The 10,972-nt window shown below is 74.0% G+C and carries 11 protein-coding genes, 1 tRNA gene and 1 other RNA gene; 6 read left to right on the top strand and 7 right to left on the bottom strand.

Annotation, left to right across the window (positions count from 1 at the left end):
* Positions 1–160 precede the first annotated feature (160 nt).
* Both CGE01nite_RS16130 and CGE01nite_RS16125 read left to right on the top strand, forming a co-directional pair.
* Positions 161–1,168: an ABC transporter ATP-binding protein gene (locus tag CGE01nite_RS16130; protein ID WP_048342764.1), complete on the top strand. Its 1,008-nt coding sequence runs from the start codon at positions 161–163 to the stop codon at positions 1,166–1,168.
* Entirely contained in the window at positions 1,165–2,286 is a 1,122-nt protein-coding gene (locus CGE01nite_RS16125; RefSeq protein WP_141371708.1) for an ABC transporter permease, read from the top strand. Before CGE01nite_RS16130 ends, CGE01nite_RS16125 begins: the two co-directional genes overlap by 4 nt.
* A 50-nt stretch (positions 2,287–2,336) precedes the next feature.
* On the opposite strand, the gene CGE01nite_RS16120 is transcribed toward CGE01nite_RS16125, so the two are convergent.
* The 4 genes from CGE01nite_RS16120 to CGE01nite_RS16105 all read right to left on the bottom strand — a co-directional run bounded on the left by CGE01nite_RS16120 (position 2,337) and on the right by CGE01nite_RS16105 (position 7,445).
* Positions 2,337–2,918: a DUF5063 domain-containing protein gene (locus tag CGE01nite_RS16120; protein WP_048342760.1), complete on the bottom strand. Its 582-nt coding sequence runs from the start codon at positions 2,916–2,918 to the stop codon at positions 2,337–2,339.
* 100 nt (positions 2,919–3,018) lie between these two features.
* Positions 3,019–3,618, bottom strand: coding sequence for a recombination mediator RecR (gene recR / locus CGE01nite_RS16115; RefSeq protein WP_048342761.1), 600 nt, complete (start codon positions 3,616–3,618; stop codon positions 3,019–3,021).
* A 95-nt stretch (positions 3,619–3,713) separates the two neighbouring features.
* Positions 3,714–6,686 carry a DNA polymerase III subunit gamma and tau gene (locus CGE01nite_RS16110; RefSeq protein WP_141371707.1) on the bottom strand — a complete coding sequence of 991 codons (2,973 nt, stop codon included), beginning with the start codon at positions 6,684–6,686 and terminating at the stop codon, positions 3,714–3,716.
* 99 nt (positions 6,687–6,785) lie between these two features.
* A complete protein-coding gene (locus CGE01nite_RS16105; protein WP_048343670.1) occupies positions 6,786–7,445 on the bottom strand; it encodes a LysE family transporter in 660 nt (219 codons plus the stop codon).
* A gap of 131 nt (positions 7,446–7,576) precedes the next feature.
* Between CGE01nite_RS16105 and CGE01nite_RS16100 the strand changes: the two genes are divergently transcribed.
* A complete protein-coding gene (locus CGE01nite_RS16100; RefSeq protein WP_141371706.1) occupies positions 7,577–8,005 on the top strand; it encodes an Lrp/AsnC family transcriptional regulator in 429 nt (142 codons plus the stop codon).
* Position 8,006: 1 nt separating this feature from the next.
* Positions 8,007–8,678, top strand: coding sequence for a GNAT family N-acetyltransferase (locus tag CGE01nite_RS16095; RefSeq protein WP_141371705.1), 672 nt, complete (start codon positions 8,007–8,009; stop codon positions 8,676–8,678).
* Positions 8,679–8,703: 25 nt separating this feature from the next.
* On the opposite strand, the gene ffs is transcribed toward CGE01nite_RS16095, so the two are convergent.
* An RNA gene (gene ffs / locus CGE01nite_RS16090) (signal recognition particle sRNA small type) lies at positions 8,704–8,800 on the bottom strand.
* A 140-nt stretch (positions 8,801–8,940) separates the two neighbouring features.
* On the opposite strand from ffs, the gene CGE01nite_RS16085 reads away from it, so the two are divergent.
* Positions 8,941–9,025, top strand: a tRNA-Ser gene (locus CGE01nite_RS16085).
* Positions 9,026–9,503: 478 nt separating this feature from the next.
* On the opposite strand, the gene CGE01nite_RS16080 is transcribed toward CGE01nite_RS16085, so the two are convergent.
* Positions 9,504–10,214 (bottom strand): nucleotidyltransferase domain-containing protein, encoded by a 711-nt coding sequence (locus CGE01nite_RS16080; protein ID WP_141371704.1) that lies wholly within the window; start codon positions 10,212–10,214, stop codon positions 9,504–9,506.
* A 147-nt stretch (positions 10,215–10,361) separates the two neighbouring features.
* On the opposite strand from CGE01nite_RS16080, the gene CGE01nite_RS16075 reads away from it, so the two are divergent.
* Entirely contained in the window at positions 10,362–10,874 is a 513-nt protein-coding gene (locus tag CGE01nite_RS16075) for a mycothiol transferase (RefSeq protein WP_141371703.1), read from the top strand.
* Positions 10,875–10,887: 13 nt separating this feature from the next.
* Here CGE01nite_RS16075 and CGE01nite_RS17580 read toward each other — a convergent pair whose 3' ends face one another.
* Positions 10,888–10,968, bottom strand: a complete 81-nt coding sequence (locus CGE01nite_RS17580; RefSeq protein ID WP_141371709.1) for a TraR/DksA C4-type zinc finger protein — start codon at positions 10,966–10,968, stop codon at positions 10,888–10,890.
* Positions 10,969–10,972 lie beyond the last annotated feature (4 nt).

Below are 10,972 nucleotides of genomic sequence, written 5' to 3'. Positions count from 1 at the left end.
AGGCAGCGGCTGCTCCGGGTAGTCGGGAGCACAGCCGGAGCAGACGCTGGGTCGGCGGGTCGTCGTGCGGGTGTGGGTCCTCCTCGGGTGGCAGGCACTCGCCCGGATGTCCACCCGCGGACCGACGCCGCAGGCGGCGCGCACCTCTAGCGTCGTCGCCATGACCGAGACCACACCGGCGCCGGCACCGCCGCCCGCCTCCTCACCGCCGCCACCGCCGGGGATCGTCGTGCGGGACCTTCGGCGCTCGTTCGGGTCGGTGCAGGCGCTCGACGGCGCGACCCTGTCCGCCCGCGCGGGTGCCGTCACCGCGCTCGTCGGACCCAACGGCTCCGGCAAGACCACGCTCCTGCTGGTGCTCGCCGGTCTGCTGGTCCCCGACTCCGGCGAGGTCCGCGTCGGCGGGTTCGATCCCGTGACGCAGGGGCCGTCCGCGCGCGCCCGCACCGGCTGGATGCCCGACGCGTTCGGCACGTGGGACTCACTGACCGCCCGCGAGGTGCTCCAGACGTTCGCCGCCGCGTACCGGATCGACGCGGCCCGGGCGCGCAGCCGGGTGACCGAGCTCCTCGCGACCGTGCACCTGACCGAGTACGCCGACCGCCCGGCCTCCGTGCTCTCGCGCGGGCAGAAGCAGCGCCTGGGCCTGGCCCGCGCTCTGGTCCACGACCCGCAGGTGCTGCTCCTCGACGAGCCCGCGTCGGGGCTGGACCCGCGCTCCCGCGTGGACCTGCGGATCCTGCTGCGGCGCCTCGCCGACGAGGGCCGCACGGTGCTCGTCTCGAGCCACATCCTGTCCGAGCTCGAGGAGATGGCCGACGACGTCGTGTTCGTCTCGCGCGGGCGCACGGCCGGGACGAGCGAGATCGGCGGCGCGGCGCTCGCGGCGACCGACCGCTCGACCTGGCACGTGCGGGCGATGTCGTACGCGGCGCTCACGTCCTGGCTCACGTCCGTGGGTGCGACCTGGCAGGCCGACGACGAGCAGGACCTGCACGCCCCGCCCCGCGAGCAGCCGGGCGGCGTGCTGCTGACGATCGACGGCGACGAGGGCGCCGCGCGCCTCGTGCGCGAGGCGGTGGCCGCGGGCGTCCCGCTGGTCTCGCTCGCACCCGCATCGGGTGCGCTGGAGCGCGCCTACCTGGCACTCGAGGAGGAGCGGCGATGACGCAGACGATCGAGGTCCCCGCCCCCGAGGGCGCGAGCACGACCCCAGCGCCGAAGGTCCGGGGCCGGTGGGCCCTGAGCTGGCACGGCGTGCGCACGGTCGCGGCGCTCGAGCTGCGGCAGCGCGTGCGCTCGACGCGCTGGATCGTCGCGCTCGTCGTCTGGACCGTGGTGGTCGGTGCGATCACCTTGCTGATGTTCGGCGCGCTCGACGCCCTGTTCGGCGGCATCGACGACGTCGAGTCCGACAACTCGGGCCGCGGACCGTTGCTGTTCGCCGCCGTGACGTTCCTGGTGCTCGGGCTCGGCCTGCTCGTCACGCCGACGCTCAGCTCGACGTCCGTCAACGGTGACCGCAACGCCGGCACGCTCGCGACGTTGCAGGTCACGCTCCTGTCACCGGCCGAGATCGCGCTCGGCAAGCTGCTCGCCGCCTGGGCCGCCTCGTGCGCGTTCCTGGTGCTGAGCGTGCCGTTCCTGGCGATGGCGACGGCCGCAGGCCCGACTCCGTGGTGGTCGCTCCTTCGGGTCGTGCTGCTCATCGCGGTGCTGCTGGTCGCGGTGTGCGCGATCGGGCTGGGGATGTCGGCGCTCGTGTCCCGGACCGCCGGCTCGACCGTGCTCACGTTCATCGTCGTCGCGGCCGTCACGTTCATCGCGCCGCTGATGTTCGGCCTCACGTACTCGGCGGTGTCGTCCCACGAGACCGTGCGCGTCTACGGGATGCCGTCGTCCTGGAACGGGGACACCGCCGTCCAGTGCGTCTGGACCGAGGAGGAGCGCCCGATCGCCCACACCGAGCTCACGTGGGGGCTGCTCGCGGTCAACCCGTTCGTCATCGTGGCCGACGGCGCGGGCACGGGCGACGTCGACTCCTCGAGCAGCGACGCGCTGGGCGGGCTCCGGGACGTCGTGCGTCAGGTGCGCGCGGGCGCGAACGGCCAGGTCGACGAGTGCTGGGCCGACGACGACGAGTTCGAGGCGGCACGCAGCGACGACCCGGTGTGGCCGTGGGGGCTGGGGCTCAACGTCCTGCTCGGCGCCGCGGGGTACGTCGTCGCGGTCCGGCGGCTGTCGGTCCCGCAGCGCACGCTGCCGCGGGGCACGCGCGTCGCCTGACCTCGTGCGCTGAGCCCGGCCCGCGTCCGTGCGGGCCGGGCTCAGTCGTCTCACGGCTGCAGTGCGTCGTACTCCGCCTCGGTCGCGACGTCGTCGGCGACGTCCAGGCGCAGGTGCGCGAGGATCACCTGGATCGTGCGCAGCGTGCTCGACGCGCGCTCGCCCCAGTCGGACAGGTACGAGAACTGCCACCACCACAGCGCCTCGAGCACGCCGCCGCGCTCGTGGTGCCGCAGCCCCTGCGCGAGCGCCCCCGCGATCGCGACCAGGTCACCCGACACCGTCGCCGAGCCGACCTCCGCACCGAGCAGCGGGTCGATGACCTCGGCGTACTCGTCGATCCCCTCGAACGCGTTCGCGAGCCCCGCCCGCAGCGGCTCGACGTCCGGGTCCGGGCCGACGTCCGGCTCGAAGCGCTCCGCGGGCACGACGTCCGTCGTCGCGCCCAGCCGCGCGCCCTCCGCGAGCAGGTCCGAGACCGCGAGAAGCAGCAACGGGAGCGCGGCCTCCGGGTTCGCCCCCGCGGCCACCTCCGTCACGGTGGTCAGGTACGCGCGCGACTGTTCCGCCATGGAGTCGGCGATCGAGCGCAGGTCGTCGTCGGGCGGGCGGGCTGCCGGGTTGCGTGCCATGCGCCCATCGTCCGCGACCACGGTGCTCATGTCATCCGCGACCGGCCGGTGGGCCGTGATTGTCCAGGTCGCGGGCCCGGGCGGTCGGGCGAGACCAGGATCAGGCGGACAGCCGACGGCGGCCCTCGAACGCGCGACCGAGCGTGACCTCGTCGGCGTACTCCAGGTCCCCGCCCACCGGCAGGCCCGAGGCCAGGCGGCTCACCGTCAGCCCCATGGGCAGCAGGAGCCGCGCCAGGTACGTCGCGGTCGCCTCACCCTCGACGTTCGGGTCGGTCGCGAGGATGACCTCGGTGACCGTGCCGTCGGCGAGGCGACGCATGAGCTGGGCGATGCGCAGGTCGTCCGGTCCGACGCCTGCGATCGGGTTGATCGCGCCGCCGAGCACGTGGTACTTCCCGCGGAACTCGCGCGTGCGCTCGATCGCGACGACGTCCTTGGCCTCCTCGACCACGCAGATCGTGGTGGGCAGCCGGCGCGGGTCACGGCAGATCCGGCACTCCTCCTCCTGCGCCACGTTGCCGCACGTGTCGCAGAACCGGACGCGGAGCTTGACCTCCGTCAGCGCGTCCGCGAGCCGGCGCACGTCGGCCGGGTCCGCCGAGAGCAGGTGGAACGCGATGCGCTGGGCGCTCTTGGGACCGACTCCGGGCAGTCGCCCGAGCTCGTCGATCAGGTCCTGGACCGCGCCTTCATACACCCCGCCAGCCTACGTGCTGCCACCCCCACACCCCCACGTGCCGCGCGGAGCCCCCCACGGGTACCACCGCGCCTCGCCACCGGACACGCTGAGAGTCAGGATCGTCCGTCGTCGATCTGCTCGTCGATCACCGTGCCGCCGAGGATCTGTGCGACGAGCGGTGCGCCGACGAGCCCCGAGGACGCGACGTCCGGGTCGTCGGGCGACAGGTCGTCGTACGGGTCGTGCTCGGGGGGCGGGGCTGCTGCGCGGGGGCCGGGGGCCGGGCGCTGCGGAGCGGCCGCGGCGAGCCGCTGGGCGCGCGCCACCGCGGACTCGGCACCTGCACCGGTTCCGGTGCGCGCTGCCTGGCTCGCTCGGGCCTGCGCCGCTGCGAGCGCGGTGGACCCCGCGCTCGGCGCCGCGACCCGGTCGGGGGTCGACTGCGCGGCGACCGGAGCGGCGCCCCGCGTGGGCGCCGGACGCGCCGGCAGGTCCCAGGACGCGGCAGCGTCGGCCGCCGAGATCACGCCCGGGACCGCTGGCGCCTCCTCGACAGCGGGAGTCTCCGACGAGCTCGCCCCGGCCGGCACGCGGCGGGCGGGGTCGGGCGACGGCGTCGGTGTCGGTGTCGGTGTCGGTCGATCAGACTCCGCGGCTGACCGGCTCGGCGACGACGAGGGAGCAGACGGACCGGACGTCGCAGAGGCGGCGTCAGGCGGGGCGGTCGCCCACGGATCCTCGGGCTCGTCGGGCGGCTCCCAGCCGTGGTGCTCGTCCTGGGCGTCGTGGCGCTCCGGGGCAGCGTCGAACGACTGGCCGGGTCCGGTCTGGTCGTTCGCAGTGCTCGGTGCCCGGTGGGGCTCCGCATCGTCAGCACCCTGCTCGTCGTTCGATGCTCGACTCTCGACTTCGCCCGGACGTGCCTGCGGAGCGCGGCCGGTGCTCGACCCGCCGGACTGCCGCCCCGACGGACGCTGCGACGAGGCAGCACCGCGCCCGCTCGGCGCCGACCCTGCGCGCACGTCTCCGGCGCTCGCCTCGACGCGCACGTCGAAGCCCAGCGTCTCGTGCACGGCACGCGCCACGACCTCGGCGTGCGGCCCGTTGCGGAACGTGTTCGCGAGCTCGGGCGTCGTGAACGCCAGGCGGAGCGTGGTCGCGTCGAGCTCGGCGACCTGCGCGTTGTTGGGGTCGACGAGCGCGCCCGTGACGCGGCGCAGCGACTTGACCGTCTCGAGCACCTCGGGCCAGCGGCGACGCAGCACCTCGGTCTCGCCGCTCACGGCCGACGGCACAGGCTCGAACGGCACGTCCGCGACCGACCCGGCATCGGCCTCGTCATCCGCGTCGCCAGACGCCACTGCCCCATCCGGCTCAGGCTCCGCACCCGCGACGTCGACGTCAGCAGGTTCATCGTCGCCAGCAGCCTCGCCACCCGCACGCTCGGCGGCAGCGGGCTGAGCAGAAGCGGGTGCGGCGGGCGCACTCTCGGCCGGTGTGTCGGTGGGCTCGGGCTCGTCCGTCACGCGCTCGTCGGAGGGGTGCTCGAACGGCGCCGGCTCCGCGAGCGGCTCGTCCGGGACGGCGCCGGAAGGGGCGGGCGACCCGGTGCCAGCACCAGGGGCACCAGCGCGATCGTCGGCGACCACGGGCGCAGTTGCCGGGGCGGACACTGCCGCGGAACTGGGTGCAGCATCGGCCGCGGGCACCGGGGCCGGCGGTGCGGTGGGACGGACGTCGTCCGGGCGCGCGCCCGATCGGCTCGCGGCGAGCGCTGCCCGCACCGCATCAGCCGGCCGAGCGCCGGGCGCGAGCCGGGGCGCGGGAGCGGCCGGAGCGTCGTCCTCGTCGCGAGCAGCGGGCCGCGGGGACTCGCCACGGGGAGCGGGCTGCGACGGGCCGGGGTGGGCGGTGGCGGGCAGTCCGCGCTCGAGCCGGTCGAGCCGCGCGGCCAGCCCGGTGCGCTCGTCGTCTGCGGCGGGCAGCAGGAGGCGGGCCATGAGGAGCTCGAGGTGCAGGCGCGGCGACGTGGCGCCGGTCATCTCGGTCAGCGCGGCGTTCGCCAGGTCCGCGGACCGCGACAGCTCCGCGGATCCGAGCCGTGCGGACTGCACGCGCATCGTGGCGAGCTGGTCCTCGGGCAGGCCGCGCAGGGCGGCGCCCGCCGCGTCGCCCGCGGCGTCGATGACGATGAGGTCGCGCAGGCGCTCGAGCAGGTCCTCGACGAAGCGGCGCGGCTCGTGCCCGGTCGAGATCACACGCTCGACGACGCGGAACGCGGCACCTCCGTCGCCCGCGGCGATCGCGTCGACCAGGTCGTCGAGCAGCGAGGCCTGCGTGTAGCCGAGCAGCGCGGCCGCACCGCCGTACTCGATCCCGGACGCGTCGGAGCCCGCGATCAGCTGGTCGAGCACCGACAGCGTGTCACGCACCGACCCGCCGCCGGCCCGCACGACGAGCGGCAGCACGCCGCCGCCGACCGGCACGCGCTCGGCCTCGCAGAGCTGCTCGAGGTAGGGCAGCAGCACGTCCGGCGGCACCAGGCGGAACGGGTAGTGGTGCGTGCGCGAGCGGATGGTGCCGATGACCTTGTCCGGCTCGGTCGTCGCGAACACGAACTTCACGTGCGGCGGCGGCTCCTCGACGATCTTCAGCAGGGCGTTGAAGCCCTGGTTCGAGACCATGTGCGCCTCGTCGAGGATGAAGATCTTGAACCGGTCGCGCGCCGGCGCGAACGTGGCGCGCTCGCGCAGCTCACGCGCGTCGTCGACACCACCGTGGCTCGCCGCGTCGATCTCGACGACGTCCAGGCTCCCCGGCCCGCCCCGGGCGAGCTCCACGCAGGACGGGCACGTCCCGCACGGGGTGTCGGTGGGGCTGGCCTCGGTGTTCTGCGCGCAGTTGAGGATGCGCGCGAGGATGCGCGCGCTCGTCGTCTTGCCGCACCCGCGGGGTCCCGAGAACAGGTAGGCGTGGTTGACCTGGCCGGTCCGCAGCGCCTGCCGAAGCGGCGCGGTGACGTGGTCCTGACCGATCACCTCGGCGAACGTCTCCGGCCGGTAGCGGCGGTACAGCGCAGTCGTCACCCCCCGAACCCTAGACGCCCTCACTGACAGCCGTGGCCGCTCGTGCACACCCGGACGTCCGCGGGCGGGACCGCGCGACGGTCGCGACGGTCGCGGCGGTCAGGCGACGGCCACCCACGCGGCGAGCAGCACCACGAGCCCCGACCCGATCGGCGCGGACCACTCCTGCCACCGCGCGCCGAGCCGTCCCCCGGCCCACGCCCCCGCGAGCCCGAGCACGCACTGCCACGCGAGCGAGGCCGCGCCGGCGCCGATCGCGAACGCGACGAGCGCCCCCGGCCCCGCGACCAGCCGCCCCGCGAGCCCCACGGCCACGGTCGCGAAGATCAGGGCGGTGGCCGGGTTGAGCAGCGTGATGACGACGAACCTGCCCCACACCCGCGCCGCGCGCACCGAGCTCCCCGCGGGCTCGTCGGGACCCGCCGCGAGCGCGTCCGGCCCGCCGGTCCCCCGCGCACGCCACCACCGCAGCAGTCCGACGATCCCGACGAGCGCGAGCACGACCGCCCCGCCCACGCGCAGCCACTGCTCCCACCCCTCGAGCAACCGGCTGACCTGCGCGCCGAGCAGCACCGCGAGCATCGCGTAGGTGAGGTCGACGGTCGCGACCCCGGCAGCGGCGGCGACCCCCGCACGCCGCCCGCGCACGAGCCCTTCGCGCACGATCAGCACGGCCACCGGACCGACCGGCACGGCCACGGACAGCCCCGCGACGACGCCGAGCGCGGCAGCGGACAGGACCGGGGACGTGGCGAGCATGGCTGCATCGTCGCCGATCCCCCGGCCTCGACCGCAGCCCTCGCACCCAGATCCGCGGTCACGCCGCGACTTCCGCGGGCGATGGGCGATATGCGGCGCGCGATGCGCAGTCTGCTGTGACAATCGTCGGCATGGACGCCATCGACGAGGCCATCCTCCGCGAGCTCACGGCCGACGGACGGCTCCCCTACCGCGAGCTGGGCGCCCGCGTCGGGCTCTCCGCCAACGCCGCCGCGGCGCGCGTCCGGCTCCTCCTGGCGGACGGGGTGATCGCGGGCTTCACGGTCGTGCGCGGGCAGACCGCGGCACCCTCGTCGGCGGGGCTCGAGGTGTTCATCGAGGTGCGTCTGGCGGAACGGACGACGAACGAGGCGTTCACCGCGGCGCTCGCGGCGAGCTTCCCGCAGGTGCGTGACGCCGTGCACGTGACCGGTTCCTACGACTATCTCCTGCACGCGTTCGTCAGCGACCCCGCGTCGCTCGACTCCCTCGTGCGGCGGCTCAAGCGCGAGGCCGGCGCCGCCCAGACCTTCACCCGCCTCGCGCTGCGCGGAGCCTGACGTGCACATCAAGCCGACGACGAGCCCGCAGGACCTCGCCGAGGTCCACGAGCAGGTGCTGCGCCCCTCCTTCCCCGACGACGAGCTCGTCGACCTGCCCCGGCTCGAGGCCATGCTCGAGAGCGGGACGCTGCACGTCGTCGTCGCACGGGACGACGAGGGCGTGCGCGGCACCGCGATCGCCGAGTGGTCTCCCGAGACCGGGATCCTGCTGCTCGCCTACCTGGCCATCGCCCCGGGGCGGCGCGGCGGCGGCGTCGGCAGCCTGCTGCTCGACCACGCGATCGACACCTGGCGCACCGAGCTCGACCCGTGGCTCGTCGTCGCCGAGGTCGAGGACCCCGCCGCCCACACGGGTTCCGACGCCCACGGCGACCCGGCCGCGCGGCTGCGGTTCTACCAGCGGCACGGCGCGCGCGTGATCCCCGTCCCCTACGCCCAGCCCGCGATGCACCCCGGCGGACGCCGTGTGCCCGACCTGCTCCTGCTCGCGCTGTGCGCCTCAGGCGACCGGCTCGCGGGCGTCGAGGTCGACGGGACCTGGCTCGTGCCGACCGCGCCGCTGCGCGCGTTCCTCGAGCACTACTTCACGGCTACCGAGGGCGCGGCGCCCTCAGGGCCCGAGTGGGACGCGATCGTCGCCGCCCTCAAGCCGCCCGTGCTGCGCGTCTAGCTGTGACGTCCCGGCACCTCGGGCACGCAAGGACCCCCCGTGCACCCGCCAGAGCTCACCTGCCCTTGCTGCCTTCCGGCCCTGGGGGAGTTCAGCGAGATGACGCCGCACGAGGGGTCTGCGCCAAGAATAGCCCAGCCGGTCCGCCGGTCGGGACGCGGACGGCGTCCCTAGGCCGGCGCCTCGGGACGCGGCCAGGACACCCCTGTTCCTCGGCTAGACTCCTACCCGCAGTCGGTCGGGTCGCCCGGACGGCAGCACTGGAGGATTCGCCTAGTGGCCTATGGCGCACGCTTGGAAAGCGTGTTGGGTGCAAGCCCTCGGGGGTTCGAATCCCCCATCCTCCGCCGTTGTGATGTCTCAGGACATCGGCACCAGGCCGGACCCTCAGGGTCCGGCCTGTTTGCGTGTTCGGGGTTCGTAGTCCTTGGTGGTGCCGATGGTCAGCTGCGTGAACGCGGCGCGGGGCCGTTCCTGGTCCGGGCTGGATCCGACATCGAGAGCGAGAGCCTGTCGAGTTCGTCGATGAACGCGCCGGCGTCCTTCACGGCACGAGCCGCCTCGGCCTTCGTACACCAGCCGCCGTAGGTCAGGTTCGTCTTGTCGGATGCGAGGCGCGTGACTTGCGCGCGAGGGCTTGTCCTCCGGGACCGGTCTCTTCGAGCAGCCTCCCCGCAGCACGATGGTCCTGCTCGGTCGAGTGCTGCCCGAGCGCATGACCACAGGTCGCGTCAGACGCTGCGATCGCGGCGAGCACGGCGCTCGAAGCGGCGACCTGAGCCGCGGACGACGCACCGTCGGGCGCCATCTCGAGCCGCTCCTGCGCTACCTGGTAGTGCTCTCGTGCCGTCGCGGCTCGCTCGCGGTTGTCCCGAGCGGTGGTGTTCCTGGTTCGTCCCATGGCGCCCCCCTCAAGCGTCGGCGGAAGTCTGGACCGCGGAAGACAGCGGCGTCCTTTGTCAGAGACGCGACCATCGGGTCCGGTTGGCGGACGAGCTCGTCGAACCTCGTCCGGCTGATCTGGAAGGTGTTGCAGTCATTGCCGGTAGCGGCCTCGACGTCACGGATGACCTCGGCGACCAGGACCTCGATCTGCTCGTCGCTGAACTCATCGGGCGTGATGAGGAGCACGTCGATGTCGCTGTCCGGTTGCGAGTCACCCCGGGCAATCGACCCGAACAAGGCGGCCGTGACCCGTGGAGAGTCCTGCGAGTCGAGGATCTCGTCGATCGTCGCGCTGATGCGCCGCTTCACGGCCCAGACGACCTGATCGGCGGCTGTGACGAGCGCTTGGACGGCCGGCCACAGGAGGTGCGCGCGGTTGATCTCGAACAGGACTGCCTGTCCGGCGCGCTGCGACTCGATGAGACCCGAGTCGACCAGCCGGTGGAGCACTTGGCGGGTCCGCTCGATCGACACATCCGCCAGCTCGGCGGCGCGCTTCCCGGTCAGCGGCAACCCGGAGCGGGCGAGGACGGCGAGTACCTTGCCGTGCACGCCCGGCACGACCACCGCGAGGGGATCTCCGAAGTCCATGCTTCCAGGCTACGAGCAGTACTTCCAGAAAGATAGAAGTACTGCTAGAAAAGTAGAAGTACTTCTCCTCGGCCCTGCCGACGGTCCGTCCGGCAGGCGCGGCGCTGGCGGCCTAGCGTGGGTGCGACCCACGACAGGGGAGGTGCCATGCAGGCGAAGGACGTCCTGGCGGACGGGTTCGGGCGGATCGAGGGACTGGTGCGACGTGCGGTCGAGGGCGCCGACGACACGGCCCTGACCCGGCGGCTCGACCCGGACGCGAACACGCTCGCGTGGCTCGCGTGGCACATCGCGCGCGAGCAGGACGGGCAGATCGCGCCACTGGCCGGCACGGAGCAGGTGTGGACGTCGCGCGAGTGGTCCACGCGGTTCGCGCTCCCGTTCGACGACTCGGCGATCGGGTACGGGCACACGTCCGACGAGGTGGCGCAGGTGGTCGCGCCCGCGGAGCTCCTGCTCGGCTACCTGGCGGACGCCACGGCGGCGTCGCTCGCGTACGTCGAGCGCCTCGCCGACGACGACCTGGACGTCGTGGTCGACGAGAGCTGGAACCCGCCCGTGACGCTCGGCGTCCGTCTCGTGAGCGTCCTCGGCGACGCGTTCGAGCACGCGGGCCAGGCGGCCTACCTGCGCGGCGTGCTCGACCGGACCGCGCGCTGAGCGGCGTTCCCGCTCACGGGACCGCGTGCTCGACGCACGTGGTCGCGGTCGGTCGCGCGCGCAGCCTCTCGGGGTCGATCGGCTCTCCCCCCACGGCA

It is taken from the genome of Cellulomonas gelida (assembly GCF_006538725.1).
Classification (GTDB): domain Bacteria; phylum Actinomycetota; class Actinomycetes; order Actinomycetales; family Cellulomonadaceae; genus Cellulomonas; species Cellulomonas gelida.
This window is presented reverse-complemented; position numbering and strand designations above follow the sequence as displayed.